The sequence below is a fragment of the Streptomyces sp. BRA346 genome (genome assembly GCF_052851135.1).
The window spans coordinates 118,938-142,785 of the sequence record NZ_JAIWIH010000009.1 but is presented as its reverse complement, the minus strand read 5'-3'; the positions used below and the strand labels follow the sequence as shown (position 1 = coordinate 142,785).

General features: G+C 69.6%; 16 protein-coding genes. 14 read left to right on the top strand and 2 right to left on the bottom strand.

Translation table 11 applies throughout. The features are described 5' to 3' along the window. The first annotated feature begins 8 nt into the window (after nt 1–8). Both LCH29_RS14850 and LCH29_RS14845 read left to right on the top strand, forming a co-directional pair. Nucleotides 9–2,423, top strand: coding sequence for a protein kinase domain-containing protein (locus LCH29_RS14850; RefSeq protein ID WP_446462194.1), 2,415 nt, complete (start codon nt 9–11; stop codon nt 2,421–2,423). A gap of 69 nt (nt 2,424–2,492) precedes the next feature. After that, nucleotides 2,493–4,577 (top strand): protein kinase domain-containing protein, encoded by a 2,085-nt coding sequence (locus LCH29_RS14845; RefSeq protein WP_446462193.1) that lies wholly within the window; start codon nt 2,493–2,495, stop codon nt 4,575–4,577. A 381-nt stretch (nt 4,578–4,958) separates the two neighbouring features. Here LCH29_RS14845 and LCH29_RS14840 read toward each other — a convergent pair whose 3' ends face one another. Continuing rightward, nucleotides 4,959–5,171, bottom strand: coding sequence for a type A2 lantipeptide (locus LCH29_RS14840; RefSeq protein WP_446462192.1), 213 nt, complete (start codon nt 5,169–5,171; stop codon nt 4,959–4,961). Nucleotides 5,172–5,684: 513 nt separating this feature from the next. Between LCH29_RS14840 and LCH29_RS14835 the strand changes: the two genes are divergently transcribed. The 11 genes from LCH29_RS14835 (at nt 5,685) to LCH29_RS14785 (ending at nt 19,430) form a co-directional block, all read left to right on the top strand. Then, nucleotides 5,685–6,887: a PP2C family protein-serine/threonine phosphatase gene (locus LCH29_RS14835; protein WP_446462191.1), complete on the top strand. Its 1,203-nt coding sequence runs from the start codon at nt 5,685–5,687 to the stop codon at nt 6,885–6,887. 4 nt (nt 6,888–6,891) lie between these two features. Further along, nucleotides 6,892–9,279 carry a SpoIIE family protein phosphatase gene (locus LCH29_RS14830; protein ID WP_446462190.1) on the top strand — a complete coding sequence of 796 codons (2,388 nt, stop codon included), beginning with the start codon at nt 6,892–6,894 and terminating at the stop codon, nt 9,277–9,279. Nucleotides 9,280–9,580: 301 nt separating this feature from the next. Then, nucleotides 9,581–11,497 carry a molecular chaperone DnaK gene (gene dnaK, locus LCH29_RS14825; RefSeq protein ID WP_446462189.1) on the top strand — a complete coding sequence of 639 codons (1,917 nt, stop codon included), beginning with the start codon at nt 9,581–9,583 and terminating at the stop codon, nt 11,495–11,497. A 10-nt stretch (nt 11,498–11,507) separates the two neighbouring features. Then, nucleotides 11,508–12,101 carry a nucleotide exchange factor GrpE gene (gene grpE / locus LCH29_RS14820; RefSeq protein ID WP_446462188.1) on the top strand — a complete coding sequence of 198 codons (594 nt, stop codon included), beginning with the start codon at nt 11,508–11,510 and terminating at the stop codon, nt 12,099–12,101. Between the two features lie 6 nt (nt 12,102–12,107). Beyond that, on the top strand, nt 12,108–13,076 hold the full coding sequence (locus LCH29_RS14815; RefSeq protein ID WP_446462187.1) for a DnaJ C-terminal domain-containing protein: 969 nt from the start codon (nt 12,108–12,110) through the stop codon (nt 13,074–13,076). After that, nucleotides 13,073–13,441 carry a chaperone modulator CbpM gene (locus LCH29_RS14810; protein WP_446462186.1) on the top strand — a complete coding sequence of 123 codons (369 nt, stop codon included), beginning with the start codon at nt 13,073–13,075 and terminating at the stop codon, nt 13,439–13,441. Before LCH29_RS14815 ends, LCH29_RS14810 begins: the two co-directional genes overlap by 4 nt. Then, nucleotides 13,432–16,095 (top strand): ATP-dependent chaperone ClpB, encoded by a 2,664-nt coding sequence (gene clpB / locus LCH29_RS14805; RefSeq protein WP_446462185.1) that lies wholly within the window; start codon nt 13,432–13,434, stop codon nt 16,093–16,095. Before LCH29_RS14810 ends, clpB begins: the two co-directional genes overlap by 10 nt. 6 nt (nt 16,096–16,101) lie before the next feature. Beyond that, nucleotides 16,102–16,566, top strand: a complete 465-nt coding sequence (trxA, locus tag LCH29_RS14800; protein WP_446462184.1) for a thioredoxin — start codon at nt 16,102–16,104, stop codon at nt 16,564–16,566. A gap of 34 nt (nt 16,567–16,600) precedes the next feature. Then, complete coding sequence (locus LCH29_RS14795; RefSeq protein WP_446462183.1) at nt 16,601–18,430, top strand: FAD-dependent oxidoreductase; 1,830 nt, start codon at nt 16,601–16,603, stop codon at nt 18,428–18,430. Further along, nucleotides 18,427–18,921, top strand: coding sequence for an Hsp20/alpha crystallin family protein (locus LCH29_RS14790; protein ID WP_446462182.1), 495 nt, complete (start codon nt 18,427–18,429; stop codon nt 18,919–18,921). The genes LCH29_RS14795 and LCH29_RS14790 overlap by 4 nt, the downstream gene beginning before the upstream one ends. A gap of 77 nt (nt 18,922–18,998) precedes the next feature. Further along, nucleotides 18,999–19,430 (top strand): DUF2267 domain-containing protein, encoded by a 432-nt coding sequence (locus tag LCH29_RS14785; RefSeq protein WP_446462227.1) that lies wholly within the window; start codon nt 18,999–19,001, stop codon nt 19,428–19,430. A gap of 49 nt (nt 19,431–19,479) precedes the next feature. Here the strand turns inward: LCH29_RS14785 and LCH29_RS14780 are convergent, their stop codons facing one another. After that, on the bottom strand, nt 19,480–19,929 hold the full coding sequence (locus LCH29_RS14780; RefSeq protein ID WP_446462181.1) for a DUF1931 family protein: 450 nt from the start codon (nt 19,927–19,929) through the stop codon (nt 19,480–19,482). Nucleotides 19,930–20,846: 917 nt separating this feature from the next. On the opposite strand from LCH29_RS14780, the gene LCH29_RS14775 reads away from it, so the two are divergent. After that, nucleotides 20,847–23,819 carry a GH59 galactosidase gene (locus tag LCH29_RS14775; RefSeq protein ID WP_446462180.1) on the top strand — a complete coding sequence of 991 codons (2,973 nt, stop codon included), beginning with the start codon at nt 20,847–20,849 and terminating at the stop codon, nt 23,817–23,819. Nucleotides 23,820–23,848: the final 29 nt, after the last annotated feature.

The following is a 23,848-nucleotide window of genomic DNA, read 5'->3' as shown; positions in this document are numbered from 1 at the left end:
ACGACCCGATGATCTCTTCGCCCACCCCCTTGGGATTCCCGCTCGCCTACGACGATCCGCAGGTGCTCGGCCCGTACCGGCTGATCGCCAGAATCGGCGGTGGGGGTATGGGCACTGTTTACCTCGGACGGGACGAGGGCGGCCGTACCGTGGCGATCAAGAGCATGCACGCGCGGATCGCCGCCGACCCCGAGTTCCGTATCCGCTTCCGTCTGGAGACGGACGCGGCGCGTGTCATCGGGGGCCGGCACGGGGCCGAGGTCATCGACGCCGATCCGCTCGCGCCCACGCCGTGGCTGGCGACCGAGTATCTGCTCGGCCCGCCGCTGGACGAGGCCGTCGAGCAGGGCGGGCCGCTGCCCGAGGTGTCCGTCCGGGCGATCGGTGCCGCACTGTGCGAGGCGCTGGGGCAGTTGCACAGCTGCGACGTCGTGCACCGCGACCTCAAGCCGTCCAACATCCTCCTCACCGCCTTCGGTCCGAAGGTCATCGACTTCGGCATCGCACGCGCGATCGGCGACGACCGGCTGACGCGTACGGGAACCGCGGCCGGAACTCCCGCTTATATGTCCCCCGAGCAGGCGACGGGCGGCGAGCACACCGCGGCCGGCGATGTGTTCGCACTCGCGGGGGTGCTGGTCTTCGCGACGACCGGGCGCGGCCCGTTCGGCGGCGGCCACGCGGCGGACCTGCTCTACCGGGTGCGGTACGGGGAGCCGGACCTCACCGGCGTTCCGGACGCGCTGCGGCCCGTGCTGGAACAGTGCCTGCTGAAGGAGGCGCGGCACCGGCCGGGTACGGCGGAGCTGCGCGCCCAACTGCACGACGGCGGCGGAGAGTTCGCGGACCACCTGCCGGACGGGGTGCTGGCCCGGATCGCGTGGCGCGCCGGCGCGGTATGGCAGATCACCCCGCGGCGAGAGCCTCCGCCGCCGGGTGGATTCGCGTACCACGACGGGGCGGGCTCGGGTTCCGGCTCGGGCGAGGCATCGTCCTGGTCGCCGTACGGACCGCAGCCGCCCTCACGGCGCAGGATGCTGGCGATGGTGGGCGGTTCCGCCGTCGGGGTGGCCGCCGCCGTGGCCGGGGGTGCCTGGGCCTGGTCCACCATCGGCCCGGGCGGCGAGCAGGGCCCCGCCGCATCACCGTCGCGCGGGCCGGGTGGCGCGCCGCGGCCCGTGTGGAAGGCCCCGACCCTGAGCGTCAACGACAACTACGACCTGCCGCCGATCGCGGTGGGCGGCCTGATCCTGAGTATGAACACGAAGGGGCTCGTGGCGTTCGACGCGAAGAGCGGCGAACGACGCTGGGGCAATCCGGACATCCATACGAAGCAGATCAGCATCGACGGGCAGCGGATCTACGCGATCCTCCCCGAGTCCCGGGAGCCGAGGCGGGAAGGCCGGAAAATGGACCGGGACGGGGGCAGCGGCAAGGGGCTGACGATCTGCACGCTCGACCCGGGTTCGGGCGCCGTACAGAACACTCTCGGCACCCTCCCCGACTTCGACGGCAGGGAGATCAAGGGGGAGTTCGACGACGTCGACCCCACCGTCCAGCCGCTCCGGGCGGCCGGAAACGTGCTCTATCTGGCGGCGAGAACACGTAAGACGAACGCCGCGTTCAAGGAGGCGACGGCCGGCTGGAACGTCGTCGCCTTCGATCTGCGAGCGGGCCGGGAGCTGTGGCGCGAACCGCTCGAGAACTACCAGTTCGGGGGGATGAACCGCCAGACCACCGGCTGTTTGACGACGTGCAGGGGAAACCGGCTGCTGCTGACCACCGTCGACGACAGGGACGGCGCCGACGCACTCGACTCGTTCGTGACGCTCACCAGAGCCGCCCGCACGGGCGACGAGCTGTGGGACGGCGCGCGGGTCCCGTTGGGCAGGCACGACGATCGCGGTGCCTCGCTTCAGCCCCTCCCCACGGACAGCACACACGTCTATTTCGGCGCCCGGCAGGTGGTCGCGCATCGCCTCTCCGACGGGGGCAGGGCCTGGGCCTACGTCAACTCCCGGCTCGACCAGGAGGACGAGATCAACGGGGTGCCGCGGGCGTTCTACGGCCCGCCGGCCCTGCGGGACGGCGTGGTGTACGCGACGGAGAGCGGGCACGGCCTCATCGCGCTGGACGCCTCGGACGGCCGGCTGCTGTGGCGGCAGAAGGGGCGGCCCGAAAACGGCCGCCACCCCTCCCTCGCCTGCGTGCCGCTCGTCGGCGAGAAGTACGTCTACGTCACATGTGTCGAGAAGGCAGGCCGCACGCACCTCGACGCGGTCAACCGCACCACCCACCGCTCCGACTGGACCTTCACGTTGAGCGGCCCTGAGGGCGCGGGCATCAACCCCGTCCTGGACGAGGACTCGGGACGGATCGTCGGCTCCACCATCGAGGGCACCTACGCCATCCCGCTGGAATGATCTCCGGAGTGAGCAGACGGGACCTACGGCAGACAGCGCTCGGCAGCGACGGCAGGAGAAACACACCTCATGAACCCCCTCGGCTACGGTGACCCGCTCCGCATCGGCCCCTACCGCCTGATCGGCGTCCTCGGGGAAGGGGGCATGGGGAAGGTGTACCTCGGACGCGACAGCTCAGGCCATACGGCCGCCGTCAAGGTGCTGCGGACCGAACTCGCCCACGACACACAGATGGCGCAGCGCTTCCTGCGGGAGGCGGAGGCCGCGCAGGCCGTGAAGAGCAAGGGCGTGGCGCGCGTACTGACGGTGCAGACCGAGAGCGGACGGCCGTTCATCGCCACCGAGTTCCTGGCCGGGCCCACGCTCGATACGGCGGTCCAGCGCTACGGAGCGCTCCAGGAGCCGTACGTACGGGCGCTCGGGGCAGCGCTCGCCCGCACGCTCGGCGACATCCACACCACGGGCCTGGTGCACCGCGACCTCAAACCGTCCAACATCGTGCTGACGTCCACCGGACCGCGGGTCATCGACTTCGGCATCGCGCGGCCCGAGCACGGGCTGACCCTGACCACCACGGGACAGATACCCGTCACCCCGGGCTACGGTGCGCCCGAGCAGGTGCTCGGGCAGCGCACGGGTCCGCCCGGTGACGTCTTCGCGCTGGGCGCGGTGCTCGTCTTCGCGTCGACCGGGACACCCGCGTACCAGGGCGGGCATGTGGCCGCCGTGCAGTACGAGGTGGTGCACGGGCAGCCCCGGCTGGACACGGTCCCGCCCGGGCTGCGGCAGCTCATCGAGCCATGCCTGGCGAAGGACCCCGCGCTGCGTCCCCTCCCCGCACACATCACCGCGGCCATGGCTCCTCCGCGTGGTGCGGCCAAGCTGTGGAAGCAGGGCCCGGTGGCCACGGAGATCGGCCAGTCCGAGGAGTGGGTACGCCAGTTGGCGACCTTCCCCGACCTGGCCCCCCGCACGAGCACCACGGCGACGGGCCGCCCGTCCCGCAGACGCTTCATCACCGGGCTGGCCGCGGCCGGAACCGTGCTCGCAGCGGCGGGCGGAGGCGGTGCCTGGTGGATGCTGCGCGACGAGGCGGTTCCGCGTGAGCACCCTTGGGACGCGGACCCGCTCGCCGAGGGTGACTACGAGAAGGGGAAGGCGCCCGACCCGCTGTGGGGCCCGAAGGAGACCCCGGAAACCGACCGCGTCGACATGCTCACCATCCGGGACCTGGTCGTCCTGGACACCAGGATGCCCGACCTCCTGGCCTACTCGGTCACCACCGGGAAGCGGAAGTGGACGGCGAAGAGCGTCGGGGAGGCGTTCTACTCCCCGTCGCTCGACCTCATCCTGGCCCATAGCACAGACGTCCTCTACGGAATCTCACCCAGGACCGGGGACAAGCTGTGGGACTACGACCTGGGCATTGTGAGCCCGATCGCGCTGGATGAGGACGTGTACTACTACAACGATCTCTCGAGTAATTGGGCAACCGGGGACCCCGGCAACGTCATGGCCCTCCGCCTCACCAAGAGCGGCGTGAAGCCGCTGTGGCGTAAGCGCATGCCGTTCGTCTTCGATGCCGACGACATCGACGGCGCCGCGGGCGGTGGCCGCCTGGTGCTGACGGCGGGAAAGTACGGAGCGGTCGCCATGGACGCGGCGGATGGCGGCAAGGTCTGGACGGTGCCCGCGAAGTCCGGCAGCGCGTGGACCCCGCACATCTCCGGCGGCACCCTGTATCTCGGCGGCCAGTCGCTGCGCAGCTTCCGGCTCAGCGACGGTGACCGCGGCTGGTCCACGCCCGCCTCGACCAACAGTGGCCTGTCCATGGGAGCGGTCGACGGCGATCGTCTCTACGCCTTCGCCAACAACGAACTGCGGTGCCACAGCGCCAAGGACGGCTCCGAGATCTGGGTGCGTGAGCTGAACTACACCGTCTCCGGAAAGCCCGTCGTCTCGGGCAACACCGTCTGGGTCTCGTCCGACCACGGCTCCGAGGGGGTCAAGGCCTTCCGTAAGGACACTGGGGAACCGCTGTGGACGTTCCACGACAAGGGAGGGGACACGAAGGGCGGCTGGTCGATGGCGGGGGCGGGCAACCGCGTGTTCACGGTGCGCGACCGGAAGCTGACCGCGATGCCGGTCGTCTGACGGCCGTTGGGTGTCTTGTGCGCAAACCCGTGTGCGTGGCGGTCACACCGTTAGCGCGGGCGACTGGCCAATGGAGCGTAGGACGCGGGCGGCGGGAGCAGCGCAGGCGTGCGGCCTGAGGAGGTCCGGCGCGGACGGGGCCTTGCCTGGTCCGCGCCGGGGGCGGATCCGCAAGCACGGGGAAATCGTTGTGGATCCGCCTTACCGATGCACCCTCCACAGCGGCACCAGCGCACCGAACGCGGAACAGTGACCGACGTCGCCGGCCACTGTGAGGCCCACGCAAACAGCCGCGAGGCGGCCTGCGTATGACGAAACCCTCTCGGCGACAGTGTGGCCGAGGGTCTTCAGGCCTCGAGGATGTTCAGCCTTTGCGGCTGATCAGACGGCGTTGACGCTGAGGCCTGCCTGGCCGCTCTGCAGGTCCGCCGCACCGTCCACCGTGATGCTGTGACCGGCCAGCTCTGCGCCGCCGATGCCCTCCAGGTGGCCCGGGTAGCTGCCCTGCAGGGCCAGACCGGCCGCGCCGGCGGCAACGCCGTCCAGGTCGGCGTCGGATATCTCGCGGGTCTCGATCTGGGCGTTGTAGCTCATAATGCACGCTTCCTTCGTCAGTGATCTCTTGTGTGAGACGACCGGAACCACAACCGCGGTCCGGGACCGGCGCGGACTCCGGTACAAGGAGGGCTCTCCGCCCGTACAGAGAAAGAGATCCACGGACATGGCGAGCCCGCGGATCCGACTCGCCGATAGTCAGCCGCCTCACTCCGACTGCGCCACGCGTCCCCCACATGTCACACCCGCAACGAGCCCGGTGACGTATGCCACGTCTCTGTCAGGATGGTGGGCCTGGTGAATGAGGCGGCGACGCATGACGAGCGGCTGCGGGACCTGGAAGCGGAAGCGTTCCGCGCCGGGCGGACGCTTGCGGAGCACAGCGAGCGCCATCGGTGTGCTCAGCTGGATGAGGCGGAGAGACAGGTGGCCCGTGCGGAGCGCGGGGCTGCGCCCGGCCGCCGACGGAGGACGGCTGGGCCGCCCCCGCGGGGCGGCCGGGACGGTGGCCGCGGACGACGCCGGAAGAGAGCCCGCCGTACAGTTGCTCGTATGGTGGACGCGGATGTGTCGACCTCGGCCGGGGCCGCCGAACAGCTGCTCGAGGAGCTGGTCAGCGCCACCCAGCAGGCCTCCCCTGCGGAGTTCCCGGAGGTCCTGAACCGCTATGCCGGGGCCATGGGTCTGGGCCGTGCCGTCGTCCATCTGATCGATCTCCAGCAGAGGCTGCTGCTGCCGCTGGCCGAGGACGAGACGGAACTCCCGGTGGACGCCTCCCCCGGAGGATGGGCGTACCGCACCGACTCCCTGCGGGTGGAGGAGGACGGTTCAGGCGGGCTGGTCGTATGGCTGCCGCTGGCCAACGGGGCCGAGCGGCTGGGAGTCCTGCGACTGCGGATGGAGTCCCTGGACGGGCTGCGGCTGTGGCGCTCGCGGGCTCTGGCCTCGCTCCTCGGCTTGGTGATCACCTCCAAGCGCACCTACATCGACACGTTCGCGCAGCGCACCCGGACCCGGCCCATGCAGCTGTCCACGGAGATGGTGCGGGCCTTTCTGCCACCACGTTCGATCGGCACCGGCCGGGTGATCTCCACCGCGGTCCTGGAGCCCGCGTACGAGCTGGGAGGCGATGCCTTCGACCATTCGTTCACCGAGGACGTGCTGCACGCCACGATCCTCGACGCCATGGGCCACGATCTGGCGTCCGGCCTCGCCACCTCCGTGGCAATGGCGGGGTCACGCAACGCCCGGCGCACGGGCGCCGACCTGGCCTCGCTCGTCGGCGCCGTGGACTCGGCGCTGTCGGCCTGGCTCCCGGATCAGTTCTGCACCGGCATCTTCACCCAGTTGCACATGCCCACGGGGGTGCTGCGCTGGTCCAACTGCGGCCATCCGTCCCCCTTGCTCATCCGCCGCCACCGGCTGCTGGAGAAGGAACTGGAGCGGCCTTCCGAGCCTCCGCTGGGAATGCCCGCCAGCCTGGCCGTCAGTCCCCGGCAGATACACGAGGCGGCCCTGGAACCCGGTGACCGGATTCTGCTGTACACCGACGGTGTCGTGGAATCGCGCAACGAGGGAGGCGAACAATTCGGCCTGGACCGCTTCACCGACTACATCATCCGGTCGACGGCCGCCGGGCAGAACGCCACGGAGGTGCTTCGCCTGCTTATTCACGCCATCCTCGACCACCGGCGCGACGAACTCAGCGACGACGCCACGATTCTGATGATCGAATGGCGACCGCCGGAACCGTAAGACGATGTCATCCGCGGTGAACGAGGCTCTCGACACGGTGTACCTGGCCACGGCCGCGATGGATGCGCACGGCGTCGTGACCGGGTGGAGCGAGGGCGCCCAGCAGCTGCTCGGCTACCGGCCCGAGGAGATCGTGGGGCGAGCGGTGACCGAGCTGTGGGCCGGGGAGACCGCCGCCGAGGCGGTCGGGCGCTGCCTGGCCGGCCGGTCGAGGTGGAGCGGACGGGTGGTGCTGTGCCACCGTGACGGCCATCGCGTTGAGGCGGAGGCACTGGCGCACCGCGTGGTGGCGGACGGCGGTGCCACCGGGTGGCTCCTGGTGTCCGCCGTCGCGCGGGAACCGCGTTCGCCCGAGGCCGACGCGGCTGTGAGGGCGTTCGCCCAGGCCCCGTGCGTGCTCGCGGTCTTCGGCACGGACCTGCGGCTGGTGCGGGCGAACGCCGAAATGGAGGCGGCGGCCGCCCTCACCGAGGATCGGATGCGCGGTATGCGCCTGGTCGAGCTCCTGTCGCACCCGGAGAGCGAGAAGACCGAGGAGGGCATGCGTCGCGTGCTGGAGAGCGGAGAACGGCAGGTCCTGGAGGCTTATCTGCGGGTGCCGGGGGAGAGCCGCGAGCACGCCTGGACGATCTCGCTCGCGCCGCTCAAGGACCGGACGGGCCGTGTGTACGGCGTGTGTTTCGCCGCGTACGACACGACCCGCCGGCACCAGGCCCAGGGGCGGTTGCTGCTGCTGAACGAGGCGGGGAAGCGTATCGGCTCCACCCTGGACATCGCGCATGTGGCCCATGAACTGGCCGACGTGGCCGTCCCCCGGGTCGCCGATTTCGTCGGCGTCGACCTGCTCACCTTTCTCGACCGGGGTGAGGAACCCCCCTCGGGCCCGTTGTCCGGTCCCATCACCATGCGCCGCGCCGCCCACCGCTCCGTCCTCCCCGGAACCCCGGAGGCCGTGGTCGACGTGGGCGCACTGGACACCCACCCGGAGTCCTCACCGTCGGGCGAATGCCTGGCCGAGGGCCGGGCCATCCTCTACCGGGTGACCGACGGGCTCATGGTCCGGTGGGACGCCCTCGACCCGGTACGGGCCGCCCGGATCCGGGAGTACGGGATCCACTCGGAGCTGGTGGTGCCTATGCGCGCCCGCGGTGTCACTCTGGGCGTGGTGTTCTTCGCGCGCCACCGGACGCCGGTGCCCTTCGACGAGGACGATCTGCTGCTGGCCGAGGAGATCACGGCCCGAGCGGCCGTATGCGTGGACAATGCACGCCGCTACGAGCGCGAGCGCATGACGGCCAGGGCTCTGCAGCGCAATCTGCTGCCGCGGCGCCTGCCCGACCTGGCCGCGATGGAGGTCACCTCACGCTATCTGCCCTCGGAAACCTGGGCCGGCGTGGGCGGTGACTGGTTCGACGTGATCCCGCTCTCCGGCGCTCGCGCCGCCCTGGTGGTCGGCGATACCGCGGGCCGCGGCGTCCAGGCGTCCGCCACCATGGGGCGGCTGCGCAGTGCCATCCGCACCCTGGCCGATATCGATCTGCCGCCCGGCGAGCTGCTCACCCACCTCGACGATCTCGTGACCCGGCTGGTGGCCGAGGACGATCCCGAACCCCCCGGGGTCACCGGCGCCACCTGCCTGTACGCGGTCTACGACCCGGTCTCCCGCCACTGCACGCTCGCCAGCGCCGGCCACCCCCCGCCCGTCGTGGTCACCCCGGACGGCGCCGCCGACATCCTCGACGTCCCCAACGGCCCACCCCTCGGCCTCGGCACCCTGCCCTTCGAGGCGGTCGAGACCGAACTGTCCGGGGGCAGTGTCCTCGCCCTCTACACCGACGGTCTGGTCCAGGGCCGCGACCGCGCGATCGACGAGGGGCTGGGGGCGCTGTGCGAGGCCCTGGCCCAGCCGGGCCCGTCCCTGGACGCCCTCGGTGACACCGTCCTGCGGACTCTGCTCCCCGCCCGCCCCGAAGACGATGTCGCCCTGCTCCTCGCCCGTGCCCGGGCCCTCGGCCCCGACCGGGTCGCCACCTGGGAGATCCCTCCGGAACCCGCTGTCGTCTCCCGGGTCCGGCGGGAGGTCACCGCCCAGCTGATGGACTGGGGATTGGAGAACCTGGTCCTCACCACCGAGCTGGTCGTCAGCGAACTGGTCACCAATGCGATCCGCTACGGTCACCCTCCCATCCGGCTGCGCCTGATCCGCGACCGCGCGCTCATCTGCGAGGTCCGCGACGCCAGCAGCACGGCACCGCATCTGCGCCGGGCCCGCGCGCTCGACGAGGGTGGCCGGGGGCTCTTCCTGGTGGCCCAACTCGTCCAGCGCTGGGGCACTCGCCCGGAGGTCCATGGCAAGACCATCTGGGCCGAGCAGGATCTCTCCGACGACTGAGCGGGGCCCGGGAGCTCCGCCCCGACCCGCCGCCACCGCACCGCGGCCGCACGGACATGACCTGTATACGAACGACCACGGAACGTCGCGGTCGAGGGGAACCCCGACCCGGGGATCGCCCGGATCGCGCCCGCTCGTACCTGTCCTCGGCGGTGGACTGGGGCGCCGAACTTAGACCCCACAGGCGCAGGCGTTCATTGCCCCGCTTTGCCACTCTTGCGGCGTAGATCCCGTGAATCCGGCCCCGTCGCCCGACCGAGCACCGGGGCGAAGATCGTGGCCGCCTCGGAAGGGAGTTGCCATGGCCAAGGCAGTCGGTATCGACCTGGGCACCACCAACTCGGTCATCGCCGCGTGGGAAGGCGGTGAAGCCTCGGTCGTCCCCAATGCCGAAGGCAGCCGCACCACCCCGTCCGTCGTGGCGTTCACCGACACCGGTGAGCGGCTGGTGGGTCAGCTGGCCCGGCGCCAGGCGATCCTCAACCCCAAGGGAACCATCTACTCGGCCAAGCGCTTCATCGGCCGCAAGTTCGACGAGGTGTCGGACGAGGCCAAGGCGGTCGCCTATGACGTCGTCGAGGGCGACCATGGCCTCGCGCGCTTCAAGGTGCGCGACAAGCTGCATTCGCCGGAGGAGATCAGCGCTCTGGTGCTGCGCAAGCTCGCCGACGACGCCGGGAAGCAGATGGGCGAGCGGGTGACCGAGGCGGTCATCACGGTGCCCGCGTACTTCAACGACGCCCAGCGCAGCGCCACCAAGGACGCCGGTGAGATCGCGGGGCTGGAGGTGCTGCGGATCATCAACGAGCCGACCGCGGCGGCCCTCGCCTACGGCATGGACAAGAAGCAGCACGAGACGGTGCTCGTCTTCGACCTCGGCGGCGGCACCTTCGACGTGTCCATCCTGGACGTCGGGGACGGCGTGGTGGAGGTGCGCTCCACCGCAGGCGACAGCCATCTCGGTGGCGACGACCTCGACCGCCGCCTGGTCGACTACCTTGCCGACAAGTTCCAGCAGGACACCGGCATCGATCTGCGCCGGGACCCGCAGGCGCTGCAACGGCTCTTCGAGGCTGCGGAGAAGGCCAAGGTGGAGCTGAGCTCGGTGACCCAGACGCAGGCCAATCTGCCGTTCATCACCGCCGATGCCTCCGGGCCCAAGCACCTGACCGAAACGATCATGCGGTCCACGTTCGAGCAGATCACCTCCGACCTGGTGGAGCGTTGCCTCGGCCCGGTCCAGCAGGCCATGGGGGACGCCAAGGTCAGCGAGAACGATATCGACGAGGTCATCCTCGTCGGTGGCTCCACCCGGATGCCGGCCGTCCAGACACTGGTGCGCCGGCTGACCGGCGGCAAGGAGCCCAATATGAGCGTGAACCCCGACGAGGTCGTGGCGCTGGGCGCCGCGATCCAGGCCGGGGTGCTCAAGGGTGAGGTCAAGGATGTGCTGCTGCTGGACGTCACCCCGCTCTCACTGGGCGTCGAGACCCGCGGTGGCGTCATGACGAAGATCATCGACCGGAACACCACCATTCCGGTGCGCCGCACCGAGACCTTCTCCACGGCCGAGGACAACCAGCAGGCCGTCGACATCGTGATCCTCCAGGGCGAGCGCGAGCGGGCCGCCGACAACCGGGTGCTCGGCCGCTTCCAGCTGACCGGTATCCGCCCGGCGCCGCGTGGCGAACCGCAGGTCGAGGTCACCTTCGACATCGACGCCAACGGCATCCTCAACGTCACCGCCCGCGACCGGGACACCGGCAAGGAGCAGTCCGTCGTGATCAGCGAGACCGGAAACCTCGACCGCGGCGAGGTCGAGCGCATGGTCCAGGAGGCCGAGCGCAACCGTGGCGAGGACCAGGCGCTGCGCGAGGCCGTGGACGCGCGCAACGAACTGGACGCCGTCGCCTACCAGGTCGAGAAGCGGTTGCAGGAACTGGGCGACGCCGCGCCCTCGCACGAGAAGTCGCGTGCCGAGATGCTGGTGACCGAGGCCCGCCAGGCCGTCAAGGACGAGGCCGGCGTGGACCAGGTCAGGCCGCGGATCTCCGAGCTCCAGCAGGTCTACGCCGGGCTTCAGGCCCACGGCGCGGAGGCCGCCGCGGGCGCGGGCGCGGCAGGCGGCGAGGCCGGCGGACCGCAGGGCGCCGGGCCGGGGCAAGCCGGTGAGGGCGTCGACGAAGACGTGATCGACGCCGAGTTCGACAAGGGCTGAGGCGGCAAACGTGTCCCACCAACCCCAGGAGCGCGAACCGGTGCCGGAGGGCGCCGCACCGGAGCCCGGGCAGGATCTGCCCGCTCCCGAGCGGGAGCAGGCGCAGCCGCCCCAGGAGCCCGGCCCGGACGCGGCCGGGGGACCCGCCCCGCCCACCGGCGAACGGGCCGAGCACGAGGCGGCCCTGGCGGAGCTCGAGGACAAGTGGAAGCGGGCCCTGGCCGATCTGGACAATCTGCGCAAGCGCCACACCAGGGAGCTGGAGCGGGAGCGGGCCGCCGAGCGGGCCCGCACCGCCTCGGCGCTGCTGCCCGTCATCGACAACCTCGAACTCGCCCTCTCCCATGCCGGATCCGACCCCGACGCGATCGTGGAGGGCGTCAAGGCCGTGCACGACCAAGCCGTGGACGCCCTCGCCCGGCTCGGCTACGAGCGGGAGGCCGAGACCGGTGTGCCGTTCGACCCGACCCGGCACGAGGTGGTGGGCGTGATCGAGGACCCCGACGCGGAACCGGGGACGGTGGTCCAGGTGCTGCGCCCCGGCTACGGGAAGGCCGACAAACAGCTGAGGCCGGTAGCCGTCGCCGTCGCCAAACGGGAGTGACCTGCCATGGCCCGGGACTTCTACGACGTACTCGGGGTTTCCCGGGGCGCGAGCCAGGACGAGATCCAGCAGGCGTTCCGCAAGCTGGCCCGCAAGTACCACCCGGATGTGAACAAGGACCCCCGGGCCGAGGAGCGCTTCAAGGAGCTCAACGAGGCGTACGCCGCGCTCTCCGACCCGAAGGCCCGTGCCCGCTATGACCGGTTCGGCGAGGACTACCGCAAGATTCCCGAGGACTGGGAGGAGCGGGTCGGGGCCGGTGTCGGCGGCGGAGGCGGCGGATTCCGCGGTTGGACGACCTCCGGGGCCGGGGACCGGGTCCGCTTCGTCCGTGGCTTCGGCGACGACGTCGGGGGTGGCGGAGTCGACTTCGAGGACCTGTTCGGCTCCTTCTTCGGCGGCGGCATGGGGGGCCGGGGCGGAGGCCGCGTGGACATCCCCGGCGCCGACCAGGAGGCCGAACTGCCGCTCACCGTCGAGGACGCGTACCGCGGCGGCCGCCGCACCGTCACCCTGGCCGGGCCGACGGGGCAGCGCAGCTTCGAGGTCGACGTCCCGCCCGGCGTCGTGGACGGCCAGCGCATCCGGCTGGCCGGACAGGGCGGCCACGGCACGGGTGACGCCCCGGCGGGCGACCTGTATCTGCGGGTACGGATCCAGCCGCACCCGCGGTTCCGGCTGGACGGCCGTAACGTCCATGTCCACCTCCCGGTGGCTCCCTGGGAGGCCGCGCTGGGCGCGACCGTCCCCGTGCCCACCCCCGGCGGCACCGCCAAGGTGACGGTTCCCCCCGGCACCTCCAGCGGCCGCAAGCTGCGACTGCGCGGCGAGGGCATGCCCAACCCCGGCGGTCCGAACGGCCACCTCTACGCAGAGATCCGCATCATGGTGCCGCCCGAACTCACCGACCGCGAGCGGGAGCTGTTCGAAGCGCTCGCCGCCACCTCCTCCTTCGATCCCAGGAGTGAGCGATGAGCACGCACGCGAACACGACGCGGACGGACACGAGGTACGCACCCGTCCCGTCCATCCACTACGACCTGGTGCCCGCCCGCAGGCTCTCCCTGGAAACCGTGGCCCGTCGCACCGGGCTCCATCCCGACCTGGTGGCGAGGTTCGTCGCCCTCGGCCTCATCGACGCCGAGCGTGATCACGCGGGGCGACTGGTGTTCGCCCCCTCCGCCCCGGCGGTGGTGGGCCGCATCGAGCGCCTGCACGCCGGAATGTGTCTGAACTACGCCTCCATCGGTCTGGTACTCGATCTGCTCGACCGCATTGACCGGCTCGAAGACGCACTGCGCCGCAGCGGCGCGAGGAGTGATCTACCGCCATGGACATGAACCGTCTCACCGAGAAGTCCCAGGAAGCCCTCCAGAACGCCCAGACCTCTGCGATGCGGTTCGGGCACACCGAAGTCGACGGCGAGCACCTGCTGTTCGCACTCCTCGACCAGCCGGAGGGTCTGATCCCGCGACTGGTCACCCAGGTGGGCGCCGATCCCGAGGCGATGCGCTCGATGCTGGAGGCCGAGCTGGCGCGCAAGCCCAAGGTCACCGGCCCCGGGGCCGCCCCCGGACAGGTCTTCGTCACCCAGCGCCTCTCCCAGCTGCTGGACACCGCCGAGCAGGAGGCCAAGCGGCTCAAGGACGAGTACGTTTCGGTCGAACACCTCGTCCTCGCGTTCACCGACGAGGGGTCCGGCACCGCGGCCGGACGCGTGCTCAAGGAGCACGGCATCACCAAGGACGCGTTCCTGCACGCCCTCACGCAGGTCCGCGGCAGCCAGCGGGTCACCTCCGCCAACCCGGAAGTGGCGTACGAGGCGCTGGAGAAGTACGGCCGCGACCTGGTCCTGGAGGCCCGCTCCGGCAAGCTGGACCCGGTCATCGGCCGGGACGCCGAGATCCGCCGGGTGATCCAGATCCTCAGCCGCAAGTCGAAGAACAACCCGGTGCTCATCGGCGACCCCGGTGTCGGCAAGACCGCCATCGTCGAGGGCCTGGCGCAGCGCATCGTACGCGGTGATGTGCCCGAAGGGCTGCGCGACAAGACCGTGTTCGCCCTCGACATGGGCTCCCTGGTCGCCGGCGCCAAGTACCGCGGCGAGTTCGAGGAACGGCTCAAGGCCGTACTCGCCGAGGTCAAGGCCGCCCAGGGCAGGATCCTGCTCTTCATCGACGAGCTGCACACCGTGGTCGGCGCCGGGGCGGCCGAGGGCGCCATGGACGCGGGGAACATGCTCAAGCCGATGCTGGCCCGCGGCGAGCTGCACATGATCGGCGCGACCACCCTCGACGAGTACCGCAAGCACATCGAGAAGGACGCCGCGCTGGAGCGCCGCTTCCAGACGGTGATGGTGGACGAGCCCGGCGTGGAGGACACCATCTCCATCCTGCGGGGCCTGCGCGAGCGGCTGGAGGTCTTCCACGGCGTCAAGATCCAGGACACCGCCCTGGTCGCCGCCTCCACCATGAGCCACCGCTACATCAGCGACCGGTTCCTGCCCGACAAGGCCATCGACCTGGTCGACGAGGCCTGTGCCCGGCTGCGTACCGAGATCGACTCCATGCCCGCCGAGCTGGACGAGATCACCCGCCGGGTCACCCGACTGGAGATCGAGGAGGCCGCGCTCTCCAAGGAGACCGACCCGGCCAGCCGGCAGCGGCTGGAGGAACTGCGCAAGGAGCTCGCCGACCTGCGGGCCGAGGCCGACGCCAAGCGCGCCCAGTGGGAGGCCGAGCGGCAGTCCATCCGCCGGGTGCAGGAGCTGCGCAAGGAACTGGAGGAGGTACGCCGCGAGGCCGAGGAGGCCGAACGCACCTACGACCTCAACCGCGCCGCCGAACTGCGCTACGGCAAGCTCCAGGAGCTGGAGCGCAAGCTGGCCGCCGAGGAGGAGCAGCTGGCCGCCAAGCAGGGCGAACACCGGCTGCTGCGCGAGGTCGTCACCGAGGACGAGATCAGCGACATCGTCTCCGCCTGGACCGGAATCCCGGTCTCCCGCCTCAAGGAGGGCGAACGGGAGAAGCTGCTGCGCCTGGATGAGATCCTCCAGGAGCGGGTCATCGGCCAGGACGAGGCGGTCAAGCTGGTCTCCGACGCCATCATCCGCGCCCGCTCGGGCATCCGGGACCCGCGCCGGCCGATCGGCTCGTTCATCTTCCTCGGCCCCACCGGCGTGGGGAAGACCGAGCTGGCCAAGACGCTGGCCGCCGCGCTCTTCGACACCGAGGAGAACATGGTCCGCCTGGATATGAGCGAGTACCAGGAGCGGCACACCGTCAGTCGGCTGGTCGGCGCCCCGCCGGGGTACGTCGGCTACGAGGAGGGCGGCCAGCTCACCGAGGCGGTGCGGCGCAAACCGTACTCGGTCGTGCTCCTGGACGAGATCGAGAAGGCGCACACCGACGTCTTCAACACCCTGCTACAGGTCCTCGACGACGGCAGGATCACCGACGCCCAGGGGCGTGTGGTGGACTTCCGCAACACCGTCATCATCATGACCTCCAACATCGGTTCCGTGCACCTGCTGGACGGCGTCACCTCCCAGGGCGAGCTCAAGCCGGACGCCCGGGGCCTGGTGATGAGTGAGCTGCGCGGGCACTTCCGCCCCGAGTTCCTCAACCGGGTCGATGACATCGTGCTGTTCAAGCCGCTCGGCGAGCCCCAGATCGAGCGGATCGTGGAGCTCCAGTTCGACGAGTTGCGCAAGCGGCTGGCCGAGCGCCTGATCGCCGTCGAACTCACCACGGAAGCCCGGAAGGTCGTCGCCCACGAGGGCTACGACCCGGTCTACGGTGCCCGGCCGCTACGCCGCTTCATCTCCCACGAGGTCGAGACCCTCATCGGACGCGCCCTGTTGAAGGGCGACGTCCGGGAGGGCACCACCGTCAAGGTCGATGCCCAGCACGGCGAACTGGTGGTCACCTACGAACAGCCGTCGGGCGAGCACGTCGAGGAACGAGCCCGGCAGGAAGTCGGAGAGGCAGCGTGACCGGCCATGCCAAACCCGACGATCAAAGCCCGGACCATCAAGTGCCCCACCTGCGGACGCGTGAACAAGATCCCCGCGGCGGCCGAGGGCGCCCCCCGGTGCGGCAACTGCACGTCGCCGCTGCCGTGGATCGTGGACGCGGACGAGAACGACTTCGCCGAGGTCGCCGAGAAGGCGACGCCCCTCGTCGTCGTGGATCTGTGGGCGATGTGGTGCGGGCCCTGCCGGATGGTCAGCCCCGCACTTGAGCGGGTCGCCACGGAGCTGGCGGGCAAGGTCAAACTCGTCAAGGTCGACATCGACAGCAATCCGCACCTCGCCCAGCGGTTCGAGGTGCAGGCCGTGCCGACCCTGCTCATCCTGGACAAGGGGGAGCCGGTCGCCCGCCGCGCGGGTGCCGCCCCGGCGGGCACCCTGCGCTCGTGGGTCGAGCAGGTGATGGCGGGTCGGCAGGACAGCGAGAGAGGGTGACGTCCATGGCCATCGAACCCGAGGCGCCGGCGTGATGGCAGGCGACGACCGGCCCCACGACGCCGCTCCCGACGAGGCGGTGGCGTTCGAGACCCCGGATCTGTACGGCGCCTACCCCCGGCTGTCGCAAGCCCAGATCGCGTTCCTCGCCGAACACGGGGAGCGCTTTCGGACCGAGCCGGGCCAGGTGCTGGTCCGGGAGGGGGAGCAGTGCGCGGAGTTCCTGGTCATCCTCAGCGGCTCCATCGAGATCGTAGAGGCCCACGGCACCCCCGAGGAGCGGGTCCTGAGGGTGCACGGGCCGGGGCGCTTCCTCGGCGAGCTGGGGCTCCTCCAGGGGCAGGTGGCCTTCTACACCGCCCGGGCCCGTGATCCCGGAGAAGTGCTGTCCCTTCCGATCGACTGGCTGCGGGCGCTGGTCGCCCGCGATCCGATCCTCGGCGACCTCATCCTCCGTGCCTATCTGGGCCGCCGCGCGCTGCTCGTCGGCGCCGGCGCGGGCTTCCGCATCATCGGCTCGCGCTACTCGCCCGACACCCGGCGGCTGCGCGAGTTCGCGGCCCGCAACCGGCTGCCGCACCGCTGGATCGATCTGGAGTCGGACGAGGAGGCCGAGGCTTTGCTACGCCGGTTCTCCGTCCCCCCGGAGGAGACACCGATCGTCATCTGGCGCGATCAGCAGGTGCTGCGCAACCCCAGCAACGCCGAACTGGCGCGGCTCATCGGTCTCTCCCCTCCGTCCGCCGAGGAGACCCGCAGCGATCTGATCATCATCGGCTCCGGACCCGCCGGGCTGGCGGCCGCCGTCTATGGCGCGTCCGAGGGACTGACCACGGCCCTCCTGGATGCGATCGCCGCGGGCGGCCAGGCGAGCACGTCGTCCCTCATCGAGAACTACTTCGGCTTTCCGGCCGGGATCTCCGGTTCCGACCTCGCCGAACGGGGCGAGCTCCAGGCGCGCAAGTTCGGGGCCCAGGTGTGGGTTCCCGCGGAAGCGACTGCGCTCAAGCCCGAGGACGACGGCTCCTACCGCGTCACCTTCGCCGACGGCGGCGATGTGGTGAGCCATACCGTCGTGCTGGCAACGGGGGCCCGGTACCGCAGGCTCGAAGTGCCCGGCATCGAACGGGTGGAGGGGGCGAGCGTCTTCTATGCGGCGACCGTGTACGAGGCGCAGCAGTGCAGGGCGGATCCGGTAGCTGTGGTCGGCGGCGGTAACTCCGCGGGCCAGGCCGTCCTCTTCCTCGCGCAGCGCGTCCCGCGCGTCCATCTGCTGATCCGGGGCCCGGACCTCGGCGCCAAGATGTCCCGTTACCTCGTCGACCAGATCGAACGCCATCCACGGGTGCAGGTGCTGCTGAACACCGAGGTGCGCGAGGTGGAGGGCGACGATGTCCTGCGGGCCATCGTGGTGGACAACAACCGCACGGGGGAGCGCCGCAAGCTGGTCGTACGCGCGATGTTCGTCTTCATCGGCACCCAGCCCCGCACGGCGTGGCTCGGCGACGTGGTCGCCTTGGACGACCGTGGTTTCGTGCGCACCGGCGCCCCGGCGCAGGCCCGCGCGAGTGGCACTGTCTGGGAGGGCCAGGGCCGTGCCTGTCTGGGGCTGGAGACCAGCCTGCCCGGGGTCTTCGCCGCGGGCGACGTACGCAGCGGCTCGGTCAAGCGGGTGGCCTCCGCCGCCGGTGAAGGGGCGATGGCCATCCATCAGGTCCATGAGCACCTCGGCCACACCACCGTCGACGTCGCGCGCCACCCCGATGACACAGAAGCTCCGTCCGGCCGGTTCGCCGAGCCGGGCGGTGGCCACACAACAGATCCGCTACCCACCAACCGACACGACCGGAGGGACGGACGATGAATATGCCGGTTCGCCGACAGCGAGGCCAAGGAACGGTGGAGCGTCCCAGGGGCTGGGCGCGCAATCCACTTCTGGAATTCGACGACCTGATCAACCAGATGGGCGGTCTGCTCGAATCCACGGTCGGAAGCGCGGCTCCCGCCGTAGCGGCGTGGACGCCGTCCGCCGATGTGATCGAAGCCGACGACGCCTATCACCTGGAACTCGAGCTCCCCGGCGTGGACCGCAAGGACGTCGACATCGAGATCAATGGTCAGGAGCTGGCCGTAACGGGGGAGATCAAGGAACGGGAGCGCAAAGGCATCATGCGGCACAGCGGTCGCCGTACCGGTCGCTTCGAGTACCGGTTGCTGCTTCCGAGCGAAGTGAACACCGAAGGCGTCACGGCGAGCATGTCCAGCGGCGTGCTCACGGTCACCGTCCCCAAGGCGGCGACCGCCAAGCCCCGTCACATCGAGATAACCGAGAGCAGCGAACGCCAAGGCGGCTGAGACCGCCGGGATCCGGCTCTCTCCCGCGGCGGCCCCGCTGCGCCGGGTGCCGCCGCGGGCATCGGAAGGACTCCATGATGGTTGCGACAGGCTTTTCCTCGTTCGACACCATGGTCGACAAGGCCAACCATGTCCTGAAGGAGATCGAGCAGGCCTACGGGTGGCCCAAGGAGCGCCGGAAGCAGTCGTACGCCGCTCTGCGCGCGGTCCTGCACCACCTGCGGGACCGGCTGTCGGTCGATGAGGCCGTGCAGTTCGGAGCGCAGCTTCCGACCTTGCTGCGCGGCGTCTACTACGACGGGTGGAAACCCGCGGAGACGCCCGTGAAATTCAACAGCGAGGAATTCTTCCGGCGGGTCCGGCACGACTTTCCGTACGCGATCGAGGGCGACACCGAGCAATTGGTGCGTACGGTCCTGCATGTCCTCGAGAACCATGTCAGCGAGGGTGAGTGGAAGGACCTCAAGGCGCGCATGCCCGCCTCGATGTCCGCGGTCATACCCTCCTAGCCGGTCCGGCGGTCACCGCAGCGCTCCCGGCATTTTCACAACCCCGGCGTCACAGCAGGAGATCGAAGAGTGGCCAGACCGTCTCCCAGTGCTTGGTCTGCGGGTTCTTCAGGTCCGGGTAGATGATCTTGAACGCCTTGGCGAGCGCCAGGCTGAGCCCGCCGACGATTTCCGGCAACCTCGCCTCCGTCGCGTCGTCGGGTGCCCGGTCCAGCGGCGGGTGCCTGACGAGCTGATCGAGGATGGGCTTCAACTCGATCTCGTGGTCGAGGTCACGGAAGCGGTGGATGTTCTCCTGTAGCCCCTTGGTGATCGGCAGATCCCTCGGCAGGATCACGTCCCGGGCGTTGGCCTTCGCGACCGCCTCGGCGATGAGCAGCAGATCGTAGACTTTGGCGTCCACGAAGTCGCTGTAGCGCTTGAGGTCGTTCTTGTCGACATCAAGTCCCGCCGCCACCCGGAAGAACCGCTCGAACCTGGGCACGGACATCACCGTCATGGTCACCAACCTCCAGTCGTCCGGCGCGCCGGATGCGCGAGCGCATGGGCCCCAGGAACCGATCGCACGGCCCGGCCTGCTGCCGACAGGTCGGTGACCGCGCCAGGTCATGCTATGGGCGCGGCTCCCACCGCGGCGGGCGACACTCGGGAGCGCCGTGAGCAGCACTCGGTCAGGCCAGTGACGTCACGGAGGCGGCGGACAAGCGGCGGCTGTTCGGGCATGCCTCAGGTGGCCGGGCGCCACGGTGGGGCACACTGATCGCCGTCCATCCGGACGGCGGCGGCGCCTACGCGGTGGCGCGCCTCCTGCGCCTCCTCCGCCTCGCGCGACGTCAGACCCCCGGGGGCGGACCTGTTCCTGCTGTGCCCGGTCGTAGGTCTCCTGCCAGGCGGCACGTGCCTCCCTGCTCGCCAGTAGTGCCTTGCGCATGTCGGCGCGATGTTCCCGGGTCGGTTCGGCGTAACTGCGGAGCACCGCGGCTGCCTGGCCGCCCATGCCGAGCAGGAAGACGACGTGCCGGTGGCGAGCGCGACCCAGCCGCCAGGCGGACGGCGTGCGGCCCTCGGCCATGTGCTGGTCTGGAACGAGGCCCATGCTCGACACCACATCAGGCGCGGGCGCAACGCCCTCCGCGGCGACTACGCCGGACTCGTCTCCTCGGGGTCTGATGACGACCAGCGGCGCGATGCAGTTGATACCGATATTGCCCAGAAGTCGGCAGTAGCCTGCGACAGCCACCTCGGCGTCCAAGCGCTTTCCAACCGTGAGCGTGCCCAGCCTCAGTCACCGTGAGTGCACAGGGATTGACGTAGAAATCGCTTACTGCGTACGGTCCTTCCGGAATTACGGACATCTTTCGGTATTTCGAACGTCTGGCGTCGGTGCGCGCTACGAGAAGAAGGAGTCGAGGCGGGATGGGCACACAGCGAAGACTCGGCTGGATGTCGCTTATCGCGGCAACCACCATGGCACTCGCGGCCGGAGTGATCACCGCCCCCGCCGGCCACGCTGCGGACGATCCGGTAGAGGTCGTGGTCAACGGGGACGACGTTCGCGCCGACAACGTGAACGGTTTGACCTACAAGGGTCTCGGCGTGCTCAGCTGCAACAGCACGAGCAACCTCCTGATGGACTACAAGGCGGAGCACCCCGGCCGGTACTGGCAGCTCATCCGAGTGCTGTTCGGTGGAAAGAACCCCCTGATCAACCATGTCAAGATCGAGATGGGCTCGGACACGAACACGTCGACCGGTTCCGATCCGGCGACCATGCGCACGGCGGACGAACTCGCCGACGCGTCGCGTTCCCCGGGCTTCCAACTGGCAGCGGACGCCAAGAAGGCCAACCCGAAGCTCAAGGTCTCGATTCTCCGCTGGGTCATGCCCCAATGGGTTCAGAATGAATGGAACAAGGGCACCGGCGCCGACGAGATGTACAAGTGGTACAAGGAGACGATCCTCGACGCCTACGAGAAATACGGGTACATGGTCGACTACGTCGACCCGGACACGAACGAGACACGGGATCCGAACGAGGCCTTCATCAAGTGGTACAAGAACGCGATTCTGACCGACACGGACTTCGCTGATACCCGCTACGGCATCCCGGCGGCGAAGCGCGAGAAGGCCGGGAAGGCCTACCACAACATCAAGATCATCGCCGCCGACGAGAACAACACCCTGAATATCGGGCCGTCCATGCTCAGCGATGCGGAACTCTTCGGCATCGTCGACGCGGTCGGCTACCACTACACCACCGAGGACCGGCACGACAGGGCCGCCGGCAGCGACACCGATCTGCCGTACACCAGGCTGGCGACCGGTGAGAACAAGTACGACGAGGACAAGGAAGTCTGGTACAGCGAGGGAACCGCCTCCTTCGGCTACACCGACTACCGCGTCAACAACACCGAGGGCGCGAACGGAACGAGCACCGGCATCGGCGGCGTCCAAAGCGCCCTCGATCTCGCGAACCGCTCTGTCAAGAGCTACGCCAACTCGAAGCGGACGCACTACATCTTCCAGCCCGCGATCGGCTCCTTCTACGAAGGCGCGCAGTACAGCCACAAGGAACTCGTCAGCGCGCGTGACCCGTGGTCGGGCTACCTCCACTACGACGCGGCCCTCTATGTGATGCAGCACTTCACCCAGTTCGCGAGGACCGGCTGGGAGAACGAGACGAACACGGCGGGCATCTGGCGCACCGTGCCGGAGGCCAGTTACAGCGGGGTGAGCGGCACCGTCGACCTCGACGGCTCCAACGGGGCGCCCAGTTATATGACGCTCTCGGATCCCCGTAAGAAGGATTTTTCGACGATCGTCGTCAACGACAGCGACCAGCCCAAGACCTACCGGATCAAAGCCGAGAACATGCGACTCGGTTCCGACCCGACCATGGAGATCTGGGAAACCCGCGGGCCGGACGCGGGCCGGTCCTACGACGCGAACTTCAAGCGCCTCGTCGAGGAGATCCGGCCCGGCGGTGACGGGCATTACACCTACACGGTCAAGCCGCGGTCGATCGTGACCTTGACGACGCTCGACAAGAGCCACGACAAGGCGACGAAGCAACGCCTGCCCGAGTCCCGGGACCGTACGGTGCTGGACACCGACGCGACCGGCAAGAAGCACAACACCCGCGACAACGTCCTGTACGCCGACGACTTCGGGTACGAGGAGGAGGGCGAGGTCCAGGTCGGCACCGGCAACGGCGCGCACAAGGCGTCCCAGCCCTACCTGAGGTCGCGCGGCAATCAGCCCCGCTACATGGTCGACCAGACCGGCGCCTGGGAGGTCGGTGAGGACGCCGGCGGCAACAATGTCCTGTACCAGTACATGGACCAGTCCATGAAGGACACCGGCGCCTGGAACCGCAACACCCCGAACACGACGGTCGGCGACTTTCGCTGGGAGAACTACCGGGCCACGGTCGACGTCTCGTTCCCGGACCCGGACGGCGGACTCGCCGCCCTGGGCGTCCGTCAGCAGAAGGGCATGGCGATCAGCGACGCCGCCTACAACGTGCGCATCGGACCGACCGGCGCCTGGACGTTCTACGAATACGGCACGGCCGTCGCGTCGGGAACGGTCGCGGCATCCGACAGCTACCGCCTCGCCATCGAGGCGAAGGGCGCGACGATCACGACCTACATCGACGGCAAAGCCGTCTCCACGTACCAGGACCCGACTCCGCAGACCGAAGGCCGCGTCAAGCTCGGAACCGACTTCCACAAGACGGCGTTCGACAACCTGGAGGTCGAGAAGATCGACGGGTACACGCCCTACGCCCGCGCACAGCTCGACAACATGGACAGCTCGGTCACCTACGACGGGACGTGGAACAGGAACGCCGCCCTCGGCGACGCGATGGACTGGTACCGGTCGACGTCGACCAGCACGACCGCCGGCGCGTCGTTCACCGTCCCGTTCACCGGCACGGGCATCGATGTCATCGGCGGCAACAACGGCACCGCGGTCCTCGACGTCTACGTCGACGGAAAGCTGATCGCACGGGACGCGAAGACGACCGCGACCGACAAGCGCCTCGCGACGTACGCGCTCCGCGGTCTGCCCGACGGCGCGCACACGGCGAGGTTCGTCCTCAAGTCCCCAAAGATCGTTCTCGACGCGTTCAACGCCATCTCCGGGGACGTGGACAGTACTGTGGACACGACACCGATCCGGGGCGCCCTGGAGAAGATCGGACGTCCGGCGCGGGCGGACTACACGGCCGACTCCTGGACCCTGTTCGACTCCGCGTCGTCGGCGGCGAAGGCTCCCGTGGCAGGGCAGAAGGGCCTTGACGTCATCGGCGTCGAGCAGATCACGGACAGGCTCGAAGAGGCTCACGACCGGCTGGTGCGCAAGGACGGCACCGCCGCCCAGTAGGCGCCCTGGACCCGCAGGCCCAGGGCGTT